This is a genomic window from Capnocytophaga sp. H2931 (assembly GCF_002302535.1).
GTDB lineage: Bacteria > Bacteroidota > Bacteroidia > Flavobacteriales > Flavobacteriaceae > Capnocytophaga > Capnocytophaga canis.
In genome coordinates, this window is record NZ_CP022381.1 from 105,754 (window position 1) to 123,277 (window position 17,524).

At 32.8% G+C, this 17,524-nt stretch carries 17 protein-coding genes; 9 read left to right on the forward strand and 8 right to left on the reverse strand.

Annotated features, from left to right (window positions below):
• The first annotated feature begins 92 nt into the window (after nt 1–92).
• Complete coding sequence (locus CGC52_RS00455; RefSeq protein ID WP_095893121.1) at nt 93–962, forward strand: hypothetical protein; 870 nt, start codon at nt 93–95, stop codon at nt 960–962.
• Nucleotides 963–1,004: 42 nt separating this feature from the next.
• Here the strand turns inward: CGC52_RS00455 and CGC52_RS00460 are convergent, their stop codons facing one another.
• Entirely contained in the window at nt 1,005–2,033 is a 1,029-nt protein-coding gene (locus CGC52_RS00460; RefSeq protein ID WP_095894407.1) for a glycosyltransferase family 9 protein, read from the reverse strand.
• A 187-nt stretch (nt 2,034–2,220) separates the two neighbouring features.
• Between CGC52_RS00460 and CGC52_RS00465 the strand changes: the two genes are divergently transcribed.
• The 6 genes from CGC52_RS00465 (at nt 2,221) to CGC52_RS00490 (ending at nt 7,253) form a co-directional block, all read left to right on the forward strand.
• Entirely contained in the window at nt 2,221–3,486 is a 1,266-nt protein-coding gene (locus CGC52_RS00465; protein WP_095893122.1) for a M64 family metallopeptidase, read from the forward strand.
• A 161-nt stretch (nt 3,487–3,647) separates the two neighbouring features.
• Complete coding sequence (locus tag CGC52_RS00470; protein WP_095893123.1) at nt 3,648–3,923, forward strand: TRL-like family protein; 276 nt, start codon at nt 3,648–3,650, stop codon at nt 3,921–3,923.
• A gap of 80 nt (nt 3,924–4,003) precedes the next feature.
• Nucleotides 4,004–4,489, forward strand: coding sequence for a hypothetical protein (locus CGC52_RS00475; protein WP_042006628.1), 486 nt, complete (start codon nt 4,004–4,006; stop codon nt 4,487–4,489).
• 4 nt (nt 4,490–4,493) lie between these two features.
• On the forward strand, nt 4,494–5,018 hold the full coding sequence (locus CGC52_RS00480) for a hypothetical protein (protein ID WP_095893124.1): 525 nt from the start codon (nt 4,494–4,496) through the stop codon (nt 5,016–5,018).
• Between the two features lie 242 nt (nt 5,019–5,260).
• Nucleotides 5,261–6,883 carry an ABC-F family ATP-binding cassette domain-containing protein gene (locus CGC52_RS00485; protein ID WP_095893125.1) on the forward strand — a complete coding sequence of 541 codons (1,623 nt, stop codon included), beginning with the start codon at nt 5,261–5,263 and terminating at the stop codon, nt 6,881–6,883.
• A gap of 130 nt (nt 6,884–7,013) precedes the next feature.
• Nucleotides 7,014–7,253, forward strand: a complete 240-nt coding sequence (locus CGC52_RS00490; RefSeq protein WP_042345219.1) for a hypothetical protein — start codon at nt 7,014–7,016, stop codon at nt 7,251–7,253.
• An 18-nt stretch (nt 7,254–7,271) separates the two neighbouring features.
• On the opposite strand, the gene CGC52_RS00495 is transcribed toward CGC52_RS00490, so the two are convergent.
• The 3 genes from CGC52_RS00495 to CGC52_RS00505 form a co-directional block, all read right to left on the reverse strand.
• Nucleotides 7,272–8,354, reverse strand: coding sequence for an anhydro-N-acetylmuramic acid kinase (locus CGC52_RS00495; protein WP_095893126.1), 1,083 nt, complete (start codon nt 8,352–8,354; stop codon nt 7,272–7,274).
• Nucleotides 8,355–8,437: 83 nt separating this feature from the next.
• On the reverse strand, nt 8,438–9,421 hold the full coding sequence (locus CGC52_RS00500; RefSeq protein WP_095893127.1) for a hypothetical protein: 984 nt from the start codon (nt 9,419–9,421) through the stop codon (nt 8,438–8,440).
• 95 nt (nt 9,422–9,516) lie between these two features.
• On the reverse strand, nt 9,517–10,245 hold the full coding sequence (locus CGC52_RS00505) for an RNA methyltransferase (protein WP_095893128.1): 729 nt from the start codon (nt 10,243–10,245) through the stop codon (nt 9,517–9,519).
• Nucleotides 10,246–10,282: 37 nt separating this feature from the next.
• Between CGC52_RS00505 and CGC52_RS00510 the strand changes: the two genes are divergently transcribed.
• The gene (locus CGC52_RS00510; protein WP_232751823.1) at nt 10,283–12,850 is read left to right on the forward strand and encodes a BamA/TamA family outer membrane protein; all 2,568 of its coding nucleotides are present in this window, start codon (nt 10,283–10,285) and stop codon (nt 12,848–12,850) included.
• A 14-nt stretch (nt 12,851–12,864) separates the two neighbouring features.
• Here the strand turns inward: CGC52_RS00510 and CGC52_RS00515 are convergent, their stop codons facing one another.
• The 3 genes from CGC52_RS00515 to mscL form a co-directional block, all read right to left on the reverse strand.
• Complete coding sequence (locus CGC52_RS00515) at nt 12,865–13,599, reverse strand: hypothetical protein (protein WP_095893129.1); 735 nt, start codon at nt 13,597–13,599, stop codon at nt 12,865–12,867.
• Nucleotides 13,563–14,873, reverse strand: a complete 1,311-nt coding sequence (locus CGC52_RS00520; protein WP_095893130.1) for a methylmalonyl-CoA mutase family protein — start codon at nt 14,871–14,873, stop codon at nt 13,563–13,565. The genes CGC52_RS00515 and CGC52_RS00520 overlap by 37 nt, the downstream gene beginning before the upstream one ends.
• A 194-nt stretch (nt 14,874–15,067) precedes the next feature.
• A complete protein-coding gene (mscL, locus tag CGC52_RS00525; protein WP_042006648.1) occupies nt 15,068–15,451 on the reverse strand; it encodes a large conductance mechanosensitive channel protein MscL in 384 nt (127 codons plus the stop codon).
• A gap of 278 nt (nt 15,452–15,729) precedes the next feature.
• Between mscL and alr the strand changes: the two genes are divergently transcribed.
• Entirely contained in the window at nt 15,730–16,851 is a 1,122-nt protein-coding gene (gene alr, locus CGC52_RS00530) for an alanine racemase (protein WP_042006609.1), read from the forward strand.
• A 103-nt stretch (nt 16,852–16,954) separates the two neighbouring features.
• Here the strand turns inward: alr and gmk are convergent, their stop codons facing one another.
• Nucleotides 16,955–17,524 carry a guanylate kinase gene (gmk, locus tag CGC52_RS00535; RefSeq protein ID WP_042006607.1) on the reverse strand — a complete coding sequence of 190 codons (570 nt, stop codon included), beginning with the start codon at nt 17,522–17,524 and terminating at the stop codon, nt 16,955–16,957.

Consider the following 17,524-nt stretch of genomic DNA (forward strand, 5'->3'; position numbering starts at 1 on the left):
AATTGATTTGTTTTACATTAATAATTAGAATTATGCGAATTGTTTTGAGTTTATTTCTTTTTTTTATAAACTGTACATTTACACCCAAAAACATGAATATTTCCATAGAAAACATCCAAACAATAGTTGACTTCCCGAGTGGTTCGGGAGTAGCATATATAAATAATAAAATATATGCCATAGGTGACGACTCTCCCTACTTATACGTTATTAATTCTGATTTTAAGTTAGATAAAAAGATTCTTTTATATGAAGAAAATCAAGAAAACTTCAAAGGAAATCGTATTAAAAAGAAAAGAAAAATGGATTTCGAAACTTTAGAAGTAATTTCGGAAAAGGAATTAGTAATTTTTGGTTCGGGATCCAAGTCTCCTCAGCGTGATATGTTTTTTCGAGTGCTTTTAGATAAAAATATCATCGTCGAAAAATACTCAATTTCAGATTTTTATGACCTTATTAGAAATAGTGATTTACTGAAAAATGAAGAACTTAACATCGAAGCTACAGCCTTTGCTAATGGTTTTTTGTACCTGTTTAACAGAAGTAATAATGTTATCATTAAAGTCTTTTATCAGGATTTTTTGGAGAGTTTAAAAACTCAAGAAAAACCAAATCTGAGTTACGTACGAGTACCTTTGCCTTCCATTGAAGGGGTAGAAGCAGGTTTTTCGGGAGCTACTATTTTGAGAGACCAAACATTCGTTTTCACAGCTTCAGTAGAAGCTACGGATGATGCTTACAATGATGGGGAAATCATGGGAAGTCTTATCGGATTGTTAGATTTTTCTGATTTTGAAAAACCTAAAGTGCTGAAATTTAGAAATATATCTAACTTGGAAAAAAACTTGAAAGTAGAGTCGGTTGCGGTCATTTCGACTTCAGCAAAGGATTCTGAATTGGTGCTTATTACAGATGACGATCAAGGGAATACAGAACTGATAAAAGTAAAAATATCAGAGTAAGCAAATGAATATAACCATATTTATCAGTCCAATATATAGCCTTTATTCCCCAAGAATCTCTTTTACTTTTCTCAAAATATCTTCAATTTGTATGGTCGTGATGGCGTTTTCATAGCCTTTCGGATGTTTATTCCCATAGATGGATGTTGGGAGAAGTGGATAGAGTTTTCTATCTGCTAAAAGGGCATTTTCAACTGGTTGTTGATACGGATAAAATCCTGCATAAGGGTGAGTTACACCCCAAAGTGTAATGGTGGGTACACCGTACATAGCCGACAGGTGTGCATTGCCACTATCCATTGCAACCATCACACCAAGTCGGGAGATTAGTTGTAATTCTTCTGAAAAATTATATTTTCCAACTATATTTTCTACATTTTTTAGTTCGATAAGCTCGTTTATTTTTTCTTTTTCATGATTTCCCCCACCAAAAACGTATATTTTACCATTTGGATAGCTTTGTGATAACTCAAAAATCACTTTTTTCATTCTTTCAAATGGATATTGCTTTCCTAAATGAGCCGCAAAAGGTGCTATTCCTATTCTTTTTCCATTAGAAAGTATATTTTTTACAGAATTTGACAATTTAGGTTGAGGAGCAAAATATTTTTTCTCTAACGAAATGGGCATGCCTAAGGCTGCAAATACGTCTGCATAACGTTCATAAGAAGGTTTTAACTGTTTAAAAATTTTATTTTTACTTCGTATTAAGTTTTTCTTCTCTTTTCTACCCTTTTTAATCTGTTCAAAAGGAGTTCCAGATAGGCAGAAGAATAATTTTAATATATTGGTTCTTAATACATTATGTATGTCTGCAACAACGTTAATCCCTTGCTTTTTTAAATCCTTGTACAGGCGAAACAGACCAACAACACCTTTGTGCTTTCCTTTCAGATCAGGAGTAAATATCTTACAATTAGGTATATGTGAAAATATCGGAGCAAAAAGAGGACGCGTAACCACGGTAAGTTCTATCTGTGGATATTGCTCTGCAAAGGCAGTAAGCACAGGAACACTAATGGCAACATCACCCATAGCAGACATTCGAATTACAGCGATATGTTTCGTCATATTTTTGATTTTTTTGAAATTAATTAGTACATTTGACACGATGTTTTCTTTAAAAAAGAGTTTGTTTAAAAATCTTTTTTCTGCGAACTATCAGCTCCTCTTTAGAGAGGAGTGGCACAACGCATTAAAAAATCTCGACATGCTCTTTTCTAAAGATAGAGGTACAAATATATTAAAGTTTTATTAGATGAGACGTTTTTTATTTATTTTCGGATTTTTATTTTTTGTGCAATCCTATTCACAATCCAAAAGTGTATTTGACTTTAGTAAAAGTCTTCGTGTTGATTTTCAATTAATTGGTGATTCAGAAAACTTAGATGTAATAGTCACGCAACTCAAACAAGAACCTTTTTGGGGAGGCTCAAAAAAGAATCTAATATTCCCAAATTATGGAACATTTCGATTACAATTAATTGATATTGATACTAAAAAAGTAGTTTTTTCAAAAGGGTTTAACTCCCTTTTTAGTGAATGGTTACACGTAGAAGCTGCAAAAACGGAAAAAAAAATATTCTCACATGCTATTCAAGTGCCTTTTCCTGTAAAAAACTTAAAATTACATATTGATAAGCGAAATTCTGAAGGGAATTTTGATAAAATTCTTGAAAAAACCATAAAACGTACCGATTATTTCATCAAAAAAGAGAAAGTAGCAACACACCCTGTGATAGAGATCCTCAAAAACGGTGAGCCATCTAAAAAAGTTGATTTGGTGATATTGGCAGAGGGATATACAGCCGATGAAATGCAAAAATTCTATGCTGATGCAAAACGTATGACCGATTATATGTTTACTATCCCGCCATTTGATGTTCTCAAAAAAGATTTTAATGTTTATGCGATAGGAGTTCCTTCGCAAGAATCAGGAACAGACATTCCTGGGAAATATATTTTTAAAAAAACGGCTTTCGATGCATCGTTTTATACATTTGATATGGAACGATATTTAACAACCAATAATATGACAGCTATAGCTGATGCGGCTTCACTTGTACCCTATGATCAGATATACATTTTGGTAAATACAAAAACCTACGGAGGAGGTGGATTTTACAATCACTTGAATTTAGCTACGTCCGATCATGATTTGTCTGATAAAGTATTTGTTCACGAGTTTGGACACGGATTAGTAGGCTTAGCGGATGAATATTATACTTCTACAGCGTTTGATTCCTACTATAATCTCAATGTAGAGCCGTGGGAGGAAAACATTACTTCAATGATTAATTTTGATAAGAAATGGAAGGATATGGTTCACGAAAAAACACCTGTTCCTACACCTCGAACAGCTGAATATAGAGATGTTATAGGCGTTTTTGAGGGAGGTGGTTATGTTTCGAAAGGAATTTTTAGTCCAGTACAAGATTGCCGAATGAAATCAAACGTACCTAAAGGATTTTGTCCAGTTTGTGAACGAGCCATTCGTAGGGTAGTGAAATTTTACACTAACTAATAATCCTATTCTTTGTTAAGTTATTACCTTAAATTTGTTAATTTTTTTTGAAGTTTCTGATTTGTTTTTATATATTTGCCCCCACGTAGAGCTGAAAACTAAAAACAGGGAGGAACTGAAAATCCAAAAGAGTAAGATTCACTATTAAAATTTTAATAATTATGCTTAAAAAATTTATCACAGCTTCAGTACTTGCATTAGCTTTAACAAGTTGTTCTTTAACATTACCAGTAAACGCTACAAGTAATTCAGTAGGTAGTAAAACAGGAACATCTACAGCTACTGGATATTTGGGAGTACTTTTCTTCGATGCTGACGCAAGTATCAAAACAGCGGCTAAAAATGCAGGTATCACAAAAATTTCAACTGTTGATATTAAACAAAAAAACATTTTAGGGCTTATCGTTACTTTTGAAACAATCGTTACAGGAGAGTAATCGCCGAAAAAAAATCATTAAAACTATCTGAAAGATTTCAGGTAGTTTTTTATTTTTATTAATTCAAAGTTATTTAAGAAATGAAAAAGATTTTCGTAGGTTTATTTTTAATATTTATTGGTTGTAAATCAACTAATAAATCATCTATCGATCTCTTTGGAATAGCTCAATATTCGTTGGAATTCAATCAACGCATCGTTAAAAATGTTCCTGATAACGAAATACATAGACAAGTGCTTTCAACATATTTTAAAGAGGAACAATTACCTATTTTCCGAACTATTGAATCTGGTACAAATAAAATATATTTAACTATTCCTACGGGAATTGTTTTTGATGAAAAAAAACTTATTGATACTCCGGAAAATTGTGAAATTCTGCAAACTCAAGAAACGACAGACGTAAAATACATTGCTTACAGATGTGACAAAACCTACACAGCTATTTATTTGAGAAAACTCCAAAATAATACTTTTTGTATTATCGTGTCGGGACAAGAAGAAGAGTCTTTTCGAAAAGAAGCCGATAAAAATAACATTGATAAAAAAATACTCATAAACCAATAAAGCTATGCAAAGAAAAAAAATCATTCTTGCCTTTTTTTCTGTAATTCTGATGGTTAGCTGTTCCTCTTTGGGTAAAGGAGGGAAAAATTTGTACGCATCTTTCTTTGCTGAACAAGGAATTTTATACTTTATAAAACCCATTGAATTAACAGGAAACGAAGAAAAAGCCTTCATGGATTTTACATTCAAAAGTAAACAAACTTTAGAGGGAAATACTCGAGTAAATATTAGCTTTCATACTGATAAACCTATACACAAAATCATTAATTGTCAAATAGTTGTAAATGGAAATAATTTTTCTTTGACAAATAAAGAATTTATGTTTATCGAAAAAAAGAAAGACAAATTTGAATCACGTTTTTCGTTTGAACTAGAAACTCCACATCTGAAAGAAATTTTCACAAATAATGCTTGGACATTAAACATTACCGAAGAAAACAACACGACTCATAGTTTTCGTACGACTTCTTTGAGTCAAAAGAAAATAAACTTGTTAAGAGATAATTTATTTACTATTTTTGCACAATAAATTCCTCTTTAATAATATACATTTTGTGTTTTTATAGAAAAAATAAAAATATAAGCTGTGAATATATTTTGAATTTAGGATATGAAAGATATATTGGTAGGTTATTTTTTATAAATTCTAATTATTTTTTTGCAGGAAGCACCATATCTCAACGATGGAAAAACACGAAATTTTATATCATTTTTCAAGTAAAGATTCAATTTTTAGTAATATCTTTGCACCCGATTTAATTTTTAAAGACAATGCTAACAGTTTCAAATTTATCGGTTCAGTTTGGGAAAAGAGTTTTGTTCGATGAGGTAAATGTAACCTTTACACAGGGCAATTGCTACGGGATTATCGGAGCAAACGGAGCAGGAAAATCCACTTTTTTAAAAATCCTTTCTGGAAAAATAGAGCCTACCAGTGGGCGTGTTATCCTTGAACCTGGCAAACGAATGTCCGTTTTGGAGCAAGACCACTATGCTTATGATGAATTTACGGTTTTGGAAACCGTTATTCTTGGAAATAAAGTGCTTTCTGCGATTAAGCAGGAGATGGATGCACTGTATGCCGACTATACGGATGAAAAAGCCGACCGTATTGGTGAGTTGCAACATCAATTTGACGAAATGAATGGGTGGAACGCTGAAAGTGATGCCGCTACTTTACTTTCTAACCTTGGTATTTCAGAAAGCGATCATTACACTTTAATGAGCGAAATGGACGGAAAGTTAAAGGTTCGTGTACTTTTGGCTCAGGCTCTTTTCGGAAATCCTGACGTGCTTATTATGGACGAGCCTACCAACGACCTCGATTTTGAAACTATCGGTTGGCTGGAAAACTTCTTGGCAAATTACGATAACACGGTAATTGTCGTTTCGCACGACCGACACTTTTTAGATGCTGTGTGTACCCACATTTCTGACATTGATTTTGGAAAGATTAACCACTATTCGGGGAACTATACTTTTTGGTATGAAAGTAGCCAGTTAGCCGCTCGTCAGCGTGCTCAACAGAACAAAAAAGCGGAGGAAAAAGCCAAAGAATTGCAGGAATTTATCGCCCGATTCAGTGCCAACGTGGCAAAGTCAAAACAGGCTACTTCGCGTAAAAAAATGTTGGAAAAACTCAATATTGCCGAAATAAAACCTTCATCGCGTCGTTATCCTGCCATTATTTTCGATAAAGAACGTGAGGCGGGCGACCAAATTTTGCACGTGGAAAACCTTTCGGCTTCTATTGATGATGAAATTTTGTTCCAAAATGTAGATATTAACTTGGCGAAAGACGATAAAGTGGCTGTCATTTCAAAAGATTCGCGAGCTACGACAGCTTTTTACCAAATTCTGAACGAAAAACAACAACCCGACAGCGGAAAATTCCAATGGGGCGTAACTACCTCACAATCATATCTTCCGGTGGATAATTCGGAATATTTCAATAACGATTATTCATTGGTGGATTGGCTTCGTCAGTGGGCAAAAACGGAAGAAGAACGCGAAGAGGTGTATATCCGCGGATTTTTGGGTAAAATGTTGTTTAGCGGAGAGGAAGCGTTGAAAAAATCATCAGTGTTATCGGGAGGAGAGAAAGTGCGTTGTATGCTCAGCCGTATGATGATGCTTCGTGCTAACGTTTTGATGCTTAACGAACCTACCAATCACCTTGATTTGGAGAGTATTACGGCTTTTAACAACTCGTTGAAGAATTTTAAAGGGAATGTTTTGTTTACCACACACGACCACGAATTTGCTCAAACCGTTGCAAACCGAATTATTGAGCTTACCCCGAACGGAGTTATCGACCGCTATATGACTTTTGACGAATATATGGACGATAAAAACATTCAAGAGCTTCGCAAAACGATGTACGAAAGAAAATAAACGTTTTCAGAAGCTAAAAAATAAGTAAAATAAACAACTCCGAATACATTTTTTGTGTTCGGAGTTGTTTTGTTTTATTTTGAGAATATAAAATAAAATAATATCTTTGTGATGACATAAAATCAACGTTATGGCAAACAAAAAATTATTAAATTCATTTCCGTTTATTTTGTTGATATTTTACTATTTTTTCATCTATAAAAGCCAAATAGCTTGGGAGTATAAAATGAGTGCGCTTGGAGCCATGATCCTTGTAAGTTTTTGGATATATTTGAAAAAAGGGAAAAATATTAAATATAGTAAAAATATATTACCTTTAGCATTAGGGGCTTCTGGTGTGGTTATGATTATATTCTATTTGATGGGATAAGGCTTTACGGGTTAAATTTTATTTCTTATTTGGAAAGTAGAAAACGCCTCCACAGGAATCATCTGTAGCTCCTGTTACTGAACGGAGAATGTTAATTTCATGTCGTTTTCTTAGAACTCCCAAAAAGCCAAAAATCAAAGCTTCTTTATAGTCGATAATAGCACGTTCAGGAATCACAATTCGAACAGATTTGTTCATATAGTCACGCATGGTTTCTATCAAAAAGGTGTTTAGAGCACCTCCTCCTGTAACTAATAAACGTTGATTATCAGTGTTTTTTGAATAAGAGGTTACCTCTTGGCATATAGAATACGCAATATGATGAACCGAGGTACATAGTAGATTTTCAATACTATCATCAGAACTGTCTATTACAGGACGTATTTTAGCTTGAAACCATTCGTAACCTGTTGATTTTGGATAAGTTAATTTGTAATATTCTAGCGAATTTAATTGTTCAAAAATTACGTTATTTACGGTTCCATGACGAGCTATTTCTCCGTTTTTATCATATGGTTTGCCAATCTTTTGCGAAAGATAATTCAATAACATATTCGCAATCCCAATGTCATAAGCAATACGTAGACCATTTTCTTCGAATGAAATATTTGAAATACCACCCAAATTTAAGCAAAAATCGTATTCCCCGAATAAATATCTGTCCCCAATAGGTACCAACGGGGCTCCTTGCCCACCTAGAGCCAAATCTCCGGAACGAAAATCATTGACCACAGGTAAACCAGAAATATTACTCAGATATTGTCCACAACCAATTTGACAAGAAATACCTCGCTGTGGTTGATGATGAACCGTATGTCCATGACTCGCGATAAAATCTACGATTAATTGCTCATCATCTATGAACTGTTTGACTTGTTCGCCAAGCCATTGCCCGTAGGAATGGTGTAAAGCTAATAAATCAATTGCAGATAGCTTTACAGCCTCTTTTAATTCATTTTTTTGTTTATCTTCATATACTACATGCTTGGTTTTAAGTATTTTAAAACGCCACTGTCCGTTGTACGAAAATTGACAATAAGCAATATCTAATCCATCTAACGAAGTGCCAGACATCAGTCCGATGACATTATAGATTTCCATGAATTACAGTTCTTACAAAAAAGGCTACTCCCTTAAGAAATAGCCTTTTTCAAATATTAATTTTAAATTTTATAAGTAATATGTTATTTCAATATGAACTCTGTTTCTCCAACAGCACTTAATTTGTCGTCAAAAACAACCACTCGGTACTTACCCTTATCAAAATCATTTTTAGGAGCTGATAAGAAATCACAAACATCAATATTTCTATTATCATAGATAAACTTGGTTGCAAGGCTATAATTAACGGTAGTTTGTTCATTGGACTCGGTATTGTTTTTTCCTAAAGTAACTCCGTCAGGAGAAATCACTTGAACGTAAAATGTTCTGCCACCACTTTTTGCTATTTTATTAGCTACGACTGTGAAACATATTTTGATTCTGTCAGTGGCTCTTGCACGAGCTGTCTGAACCAACTTACCACTTGAACGCACTTTAACTCCTTCAGTAGTTAATTTGCTGATTTGCAAATCTTCACCACTTTCAACAACTTCTTTGAGTTTTGTATTTTGCTGGACAAGTGAATCTAAATAAGAAGACACATTTTGCAAGGCTACAGAAATACTGTCACGTTGTTGTTTCATTAAAGCATTAGAACGACGTAGTGAATCGTTGATAGATAGCAAACGCTCCCGCTCTTTTTTCAAGGTAATTACTTGGTTTTTATACTTTACCAATGAAGATATAGAAACTTTCATTTTTTGTAAAGAATCAATATAAAGCGTAATTTTGTCACGAGCATCTACCAAATCTTGATTTACCGCTTTATTGTCCTCCACCGCTTTATCATAACTTGTTTTGAGAACACTTAATTCTTTGATAATCTGTTCTTTTTGTTGATTAAGTTCTGCTTCATTTCTCTTTTTTTCCTCATTCAAGTTATAAGAAAAATAACCTAAACCACCAGCCAAAACCACTAAAATTCCAATAATAACTTTTGAGACAATTCCACTTGATTTTTTAGGTTCTTCGCCTTCATCTCCATAAAAAGATTCTGTTTTATTTGGCATTTCTGTTGAATTTGGATCTACAAAAATAGGAGGCGTATTGTCTGTTTGATTTGCCATAATTTTTTTCTTTTTTTGTTTATACTGCAAATGTAATTATTATTTTTGATTCAATCATAATCGAAATAGGAGATATTTTTAAATTTTACAAAAAATTAAGAATTTCGTTTCAATTCACTTAATAAAATAGCGGTAGCGGTAGCTACGTTAAGACTTTCTGCTTGTTGTAAACTGCCAAATTTTGGAATTGTTAAAATTTGATGAGCAATTTCCAAATTCAATTTAGAAATTCCATTAGCTTCGTTTCCTAAAACCAAAATTCCTTCTTTTGGAAATGAGGTTTGGTATATATTTTCACCATCCATGGCAGTTGCTAAAATTGGTAACTTACTGTTTTTTAAGAAAATATGTAAATCTTCGTAGTGTATATTTACTCGTCCTAATGACCCCATGGAGGCTTGTACTACTTTAGGATTGTAGCAATCAACCGTTTGGTAGCTACATACCAAATGCTGCACTCCAAACCAATCACACAGACGGATAATGGTACCTAAATTTCCAGGGTCGCGAATATCGTCAGTAGCGACGATAATACCTTCATCAACAATAGGTTGGGGGAGTGGTATTTTGAAGATAGCTACTCCTTCGTCTGGGTTTTTAAAACTACTCATCTTTTCTAAGACATCTTTGGTAGTCAGTATGGTTTTTGATTTTGGCAATAATTCTGAGAAATAATCGGTAGCAAAAATGGATTCCACTTGAAAGTTTTGCGTCAAAAACTCTAGGATGCTTTTCCGACCTTCAACAACAAACATTTGGTGTTTTGAACGATATTTTTTTTGTTGTAAACTCTGAATTAGTTTAATTTGATTTTTAGTTACCATAAAAAAAATGTATTTTTGACCCTAAAAAAGATATTTCGTGAGATTAATTACTTTAAAAATAGCATCTATTTTTTGCATAACAATTTTATTATCAGCTTGTAATGCTACAAAGAGAGTACCTGACAATGCCTATTTACTGGATAAAACTAAAGTTTTAGTCAATGATGTAAAAACTGAAGATGCAAAGATAGACAATTTTATATTACAAAAACCAAATGGGAGTTTGTTAGGGATGCCTTTGGGATTGTATATCTATAACTTAGCCAAAGAAAACCCTGAACAAGATTTTGTAGATTGGCTGGAAGAGCATCCCAGAACACATAAAACCTTGGATAGATTACTATCACAAAAGCAAGTGGGACGCTTACAAAAATCTTTTTTTGTATCGGGAATTCACAATCAATTGAAAAAAATTGGTGAAGCTCCTGTGATTTTAGATAACTCAAAAACAAAATCAACCGTAAACTATTTGAAGGCTTACTATAGAAGTATCGGTTATTTCAATGCCACTGTACGAGATAGTGTATTTTTAAAGGATACGAAACGAAAAAAACAACTCGCAGATGTTTCTTATATTATAAAAACAGGTGAACAGTATTTTATTGATGATTTGAAAACCTCAATTAGTTCTTCTCAAGTTGATTCGGTGTATCACTTACATCGGCATGAGAGTCTGCTGAAATCACAAAAACCATATTTATTAGCAGATTTTAATGCAGAACGTAGCCGTTTAACGAATTTGTTTCGCAATAATGGTTTCTATACTTTTCAACAGAGTTCTATTAATTTTGAAATCACACGAGATACCATAGCTACTAATAACGACCAAAAAATGGATGTGGTTACCGTCATTGACGATTTGATTGAGCGTGATGGCGATGAAGTAACAGTGAAACCCTATCGAGTACATCGTTTCAATAAAATTCGTATTTTCACCGATTATGAAATGGGAAGTGATAAATCAGAATTAGATTCTATTGATTATAAGAATGTAACAGTATTTTACAAGAATAAACTACGTTACAGACCTCGTATTTTAGAGATGGCAACAGCCTTTAAAAAAGGAGCTATTTATTCGGATGAAAATAGAAGTCTTACTTACAAGCAAATCAATAACTTACGTATATTCAAATATCCGAATATTGACTTAAAATATGCTGAAAATGATTCTTTACAAACTAAATTGGACGCTAATATCTATCTCTTGCCGATGGACAAATTTTCATTGCGACTTACTAATGAATTAAAACGCTCTGAAATTGAACAATTTGGTATTTCGTTAGGAACCTCAGTTTCTGCACGAAATCTGTTCAGAAGAAGTGAAGTATTAGAATTGAATTTACAAGGAACTATTGCTTCTCAATTCGATAGAGACCAAGGAGAACCATGGTTTAATATGTCGGAATTAGGAGCCGATGTTCGTCTTATCTTTCCAGAAATTGTATTTTTGTTTAATACCACGAACATCATACCTTACTCAATGACACCACAGACGATGTTTCAGTTTGGTGTTAGTAAGCAAAAAAATATTGGATTAGACAAACAAACTCTTTCGGGAGCTCTTCGCTATACTTGGAATCCGAAAAAAAATCGCGTTATACTTGATTTGTTCAATTTGCAATATATACATAATTTGAACGTGGACAACTTTTTCAATGTCTATCGTTCCACTTACAGCCGATTGAACGAAATATCTAAAAAATATTCAGTAGATAGCTCATTATTAGATAACAATGGTGATTTAACAATTCCAGAAGGAACCAATCAATTTATGGGGTTAGCTCTTTGGGGAGGAATTCCAAACATTACGGAAACCGATTTGCGTTCTACTATCAGTGTGTTAGAAAGAGCTAATCGACTCACATATGATGACTTTATCCTATCAACAAGTTACACTTTTATACTGAATAATAATTTTCAGTTTAATCAAGAAGATTTTTACCAATTTCGAGTGAAATTAGAGTCGGCGGGTAGTTTTTTAAGTTTGTTATCAAATGCCTATAAAGTAGTTGATTCAAATAACAAGAGTACAAAATTCTTAGATGTAGAGTTTGCTCAGTACGTAAAAATGGAATTGGACTATATTAAGCATTTTCCATTAGGAAGAGGTAACTATCTAGCTTTCAGAAGTTTCTTTGGTTTAGCAGTTCCGTATGGCAATTCTAAAAATATTCCTTTCACCCAAAGTTATTTTGCAGGAGGTTCAAGTGACAATCGTGGTTGGAGAGCATATAGCTTAGGTCCAGGACAAAGCGGTTCCTTATTGGACTTTAACGAAGCTAATATGAAATTAACCCTCAATTTAGAGTATCGATTTCCAATTTCAGGAGCTTTTAAAGGGGCTCTGTTCGCCGATGCAGGTAATATCTGGAACGTGCTTGATAACACCTCATTTGAACAAAATAAATTCAAGGATATTTCTTCTCTAAAAGATGTTGGAGTGAGTTCAGGAGTTGGACTTCGTTACGATTTCGGATTTTTTGTTTTCCGCTTGGATTTAGGAAACAAAATTTACAATCCTGCCAAAGCAATGTCAGAGCGTTGGTTTACGGATGTAAGTTTCAAAAATATTATATTCAACATAGGTATCAACTATCCGTTCTAATGCTTAGTTTACTCTCAAAATTGAATCGACTCATCATTGTTCCAAAAAGGGTCTATTGTTTTTGAAATCATTGAGTTTTCAATCAGAAACGTATTGTAACTCGTGTTAAATTGATTATTTTTTGCGTTATAAATAATATAATCACAGTGAGCAGATAAGGAATAGATTTGCTCTGTTACACTGTTTACATAACAAACTATAGGTAAATAAAAGTTTAAATTATTTTCACTAACGAAAAGATGACTTAAAGCTCGTATTTGTCTTATTTTCTCAATTACTTTCATACTTGTTTGACTAAAATTGAAGAAAAAACGTACTTTATCAAGTAATTCTTTATCTAAATTGTTTAAAAAATTCAAATTATTTAATTCATAATTCTTTCCTATGCAAACCACATAGAGGTATTGTATATCTTTCTGATGAGACATAATAGCTTCAAAATCAGATTTTTTATAAATAAAAAGTGATTTTTTTTTCACATCAGTAGCTTTGATTAATTCGGAAATATCATAAAACAAAAACATGATTTCTTGTTTAAATATTTCATCAATTTCATAACTACCCCAGAACATAATTGGTTCGTATACAGGATTTTGCTGAATATTGCCCATAGTACGATACCCTCGCACGTACGGAGGGAAACCTGGCATAATTTCTGTCTTTGAGAGAGTGGGGGAGTAGCCTTTTAGTGAAATAGTATCAAATCTGGTGGCTACTTGCTTAGGTGTTTCTTTTCTAGATGTTCCCATAAACGTTTGGGTATTAATGGTTCAACAGAAGTTTGGGTATTGTTTCGTTTTAAAAAAGGATATGTTTCCCATAGCTCTTTTTGAACAATATCTTTAAAATCAATATTATTTGAGATAACTAAAGCATCAAATTGCTCTTGTTCTTCTAAGGCTTTTTCGCGAATACTTTTTTGTAAGCTACCATTTTTGAATACTTCCAATAATCCTCCATTTTTTTCAATATTTTGTAATAATAATAATGATTTTTTAGCAAATTGATACGATAAAGATTGAAAACAGTCACTTTTATTTATGATAGAAGCTTTATTTCCTAAAGAATCAGAAGCCGTCATGATACTTTTAAACTCTTGCTGGTATTCCTTTTTTTTATGGTATATGATAGGATATTTCGGAAATAAAAAATCAGCTCCTCCCAAAATAGCACTTTCGTGTGCCATTTTAATGTATTGTTCATTGTAATTCGAAGTTGATAAAGAAAGTTCCCTATCAGATGGCTCTACCATAAACATACACTCTATTTTAAACGGAAATACATCAAAAATACTCATCGCGATTTGATGAAAAGCCCTCAGTTTAGCTATTTCTAACAGAAAATGACTTCCAACAGCTATTTTAAAGTAGATTGTTAATCTATTGATGTTCAGTGTTTTTTCTATATGTTTGCTGTATTCCAAAGCATGAGAAAATCCATAAGCAATCTGTTGTATTATGGAAGCTCCTGCATTTTGGTAGAGTGTTGTATCCACGAATAAAACAGGCTTTTTAATATTGAATGTTTTTGCAAAGCACTCAAAATCATCATATTGACTTCTAAACCACATGCCTTTTTCTATATAGCGATGAATGTAGTCGTTACAGACGACTATATCCAATTTACATTCCTCAATGCACTTTTTCAGTTTATTGATGACTTCATCTGTAATATGCTTATTATTAATGAAATACCTATTCTCTTTGGGTAAAGTGTTTAGTAAATCAGCTATGTCGATATGAGGATGTATTGATAAAAAGAAATTTGAAAAATGATGTTTTTTAAAGAAATTAATTTTTTTAACTACAGGAATGACACTAAAACATTCCACTGGAATCATAATTTCAGTTTTTTTATCATTTATGTCATAATAAAGGTGATTATTTTCAGAAGTGTAGATAGGTAATATATCCACCTCTTGAAGCGTTTTAAACACTAAAGTTTTATTGTAGTCAGCTCCTTCTAACTCAAACTGAACCTGTTGCTTCCATTGTTTGAAGGAGGTCGCATGAAAGTTATTCATTTCATTTTATTTTTGCAAATATACAAAAAAGTACCATATTTTCGGACAGCTCCTTGACACTTACAGTATATCACAAGTAGGGCTATCTACATAAAAAAACTGCTTGAAAAATATTATATTCAAGCAGTTTTATACTAATTTTTAAATCTATTAATTGAAATACACCATAGCACGAAGATGCTATACAGACTTTTTTATTTTTTTAATAAATCTCTGATTTCAGCAAGTAATTCCTCTTGTGTTGGACCAGCTGGTGCAGCAGGAGCTTCAGGTTCAACTGTTTTTTCTTTTTTCATTTTGTTAATACCTTTGATCAACATAAACAAAACAAAAGCAATACACAAAAAGTTAATCACAGCTGCTAAGAACTTACCATAGGCAACCCCGTTCCATACTAATCCCTCCAAGTTTTTAGCTCCAGTGGCTTCCAGTGCAGGAGTCAATAACAGAGGAGTAATAACATCAGATACCAATGAAGTTACAATAGCTCCGAAAGCACCCCCGATAATAACACCGACTGCTAAATCAACTACATTGCCCTTTACAGCAAATTCTTTAAATTCTTTTAAAAATCCCATAATCTTTTGACTTTTTGTTATTAAAATAGTATATTTTTCACGTGCAAAAGTAGTCAAATTTATATCACAAAAAAGTGATGTACTTCTTTTTAATAAAACTTTAACCCTTTGTAATTCTTATGTTATTTAAAAAAACAAAACAAACACTTGATAAGTACACTTTGAAAATAGAATTAAATAATTATCATTCAATACTTTAAAAAAAACATAAGAAATTAAATAATAAAGTATTTGCACAAAAAATGGAAATGTATTTCTTTTGCAGTAAATACATAAAAATGACATATAACACATCTCAAATAGGTTCGACTCATCTGATAATTCGATTAGATAATTTGGAGCATAATGTTCGTTTTCTAAGAAGTAAACTGAATGAAAACACTTTGTTTATGGCTGTTGTTAAAGCGTTTTCTTATGGAAATAATCACTGTGAAATTGCTTCCTTTTTACAAAGGAAAAATTTAGTTGATTACTTTGCAGTTGCTTGTGTTAGCGAAGGTGTGGAATTACGTGAAGCAGGAATAAGAAAACCTATTTTGGTGCTTCATCCTCAAATATCAGATTTTGAAGAAATTATAAAGTATGAATTAGAACCTACGCTGTACTCAAAACGAATTTTATCTCATTTTATTGAGTTTGTTGAAAATAAAGGAAAAACAGCATATCCCGTACATTTGAAATGTAATTCTGGCATGAATCGTTTGGGCTTTTTGTTGGATCAAATAACGGATGTATGTCAAATTTTGGGTAGGCAAAAGACAATTTTCGTAAAGACAGCATTTTCTCATTTATTCGCTTCGGAAGATAAAAATGCTTCTGAATTTATGGAAAAGCAAATAAGTTTATTTATTGAATTTCAAAATGTTATAAAAAAACACTTCTCTCATAAAATACTTTTCCACACTTGTAATACTTCCGGAATATTAAATTATCCACATGCTCATTTTGATATGGTTCGAAGTGGTATTGGAATGTATGGTTTTGCTAATGATAGTGAATATCAGTCCGATTTTCGTCCGATAACCATTCTAAAGAGTTTTATCTCACAAATCAATGAAATTCCTGTGGGAGGATATGTTGGTTATAATTTTGGTTTTCAAGCAGATAAAGTCACACGTTCAGCAACTATTGCCGTAGGACACGCCGATGGATTGAATCGAATCTATGGAAAAGGGATTGGTTTTGTGTACATCAAAGGCAAAAAAGCTCCTATTTTGGGGAATGTTTGTATGGATATGCTAATGGTTGATGTCACTGATATCGACTGTCAGGAAGGCGAAGAAGTTACTGTCTTTGATGAAAAATATACTGCCGAAATATTGGCAGAAAATGCACAGACGATTTCGTACGAACTGATTACCTCTCTTTCGCGACGCATTAAACGCATATATGTAGAATAACAATATTTTTGGTTTTTAAACGCACTATAATCTAACAAAAAAGGCTTTGTAAAAGGAAATGCATTCGTTTAATGATTGAGTTTTTTTTGGTAGAAAAACTCAATCATTGCTTATTTATGAAATTAACAATCACATTTTCAGTATCTTGTAGAGCTTTCTCTAATATGTCATTCTCAATAATTACATCAAATTTTGGAGCAGCTTCCAATTCAATAGCTGCCTTACCTAATCGCATTTTAATCTTTTCTTCAGTTTCTGTTTGTCTTGCTCGAAGACGTTTTTCCAGTTCTTTAATACTCGGCGGTTTCACAAAAATAGCTAAACTTTGCTCCGGAAACTGCTCTTTGATTCGCAATCCTCCAACAACATCAATATCAAAAACAACTGTTTTGCCTAACCCCCACAATCGTTCTACTTCTGATTTTAGAGTACCATAAAAATTCCCTGCATAAACCTCCTCCCATTCTAGAAAATCATTATTCTCAATGCGTTTTCTGAACTCTTCCACCGAAAGGAAGTAATATTCTTTACCATGTTGTTCTTCTCCTCGTGGAGCTCTTGAAGTAGCTGATATTGAGAAAGCTAAGTTGAGAGATTCCTTCCCCAATAAATGACGAACAATGGTACTTTTTCCACTTCCGGAAGGTGCTGAAAATATAATTAATTTATTCAT

Bases quoted from the DNA above. Each gene is read 5' to 3' on its own strand.
- CGC52_RS00455 (WP_095893121.1), top strand. From the start codon at position 93: ATGAATATTTCCATAGAAAACATCCAAACAATAGTTGACTTCCCGAGT.
- CGC52_RS00460 (WP_095894407.1), bottom strand. From the start codon at position 2,033: ATGACGAAACATATCGCTGTAATTCGAATGTCTGCTATGGGTGATGTT.
- CGC52_RS00465 (WP_095893122.1), top strand. From the start codon at position 2,221: ATGAGACGTTTTTTATTTATTTTCGGATTTTTATTTTTTGTGCAATCC.
- CGC52_RS00470 (WP_095893123.1), top strand. From the start codon at position 3,648: ATGCTTAAAAAATTTATCACAGCTTCAGTACTTGCATTAGCTTTAACA.
- CGC52_RS00475 (WP_042006628.1), top strand. From the start codon at position 4,004: ATGAAAAAGATTTTCGTAGGTTTATTTTTAATATTTATTGGTTGTAAA.
- CGC52_RS00480 (WP_095893124.1), top strand. From the start codon at position 4,494: ATGCAAAGAAAAAAAATCATTCTTGCCTTTTTTTCTGTAATTCTGATG.
- CGC52_RS00485 (WP_095893125.1), top strand. From the start codon at position 5,261: ATGCTAACAGTTTCAAATTTATCGGTTCAGTTTGGGAAAAGAGTTTTG.
- CGC52_RS00490 (WP_042345219.1), top strand. From the start codon at position 7,014: ATGGCAAACAAAAAATTATTAAATTCATTTCCGTTTATTTTGTTGATA.
- CGC52_RS00495 (WP_095893126.1), bottom strand. From the start codon at position 8,354: ATGGAAATCTATAATGTCATCGGACTGATGTCTGGCACTTCGTTAGAT.
- CGC52_RS00500 (WP_095893127.1), bottom strand. From the start codon at position 9,421: ATGGCAAATCAAACAGACAATACGCCTCCTATTTTTGTAGATCCAAAT.
- CGC52_RS00505 (WP_095893128.1), bottom strand. From the start codon at position 10,245: ATGGTAACTAAAAATCAAATTAAACTAATTCAGAGTTTACAACAAAAA.
- CGC52_RS00515 (WP_095893129.1), bottom strand. From the start codon at position 13,599: ATGGGAACATCTAGAAAAGAAACACCTAAGCAAGTAGCCACCAGATTT.
- CGC52_RS00520 (WP_095893130.1), bottom strand. From the start codon at position 14,873: ATGAATAACTTTCATGCGACCTCCTTCAAACAATGGAAGCAACAGGTT.
- mscL (WP_042006648.1), bottom strand. From the start codon at position 15,451: ATGGGATTTTTAAAAGAATTTAAAGAATTTGCTGTAAAGGGCAATGTA.
- alr (WP_042006609.1), top strand. From the start codon at position 15,730: ATGACATATAACACATCTCAAATAGGTTCGACTCATCTGATAATTCGA.
- gmk (WP_042006607.1), bottom strand. From the start codon at position 17,524: ATGAATAAATTAATTATATTTTCAGCACCTTCCGGAAGTGGAAAAAGT.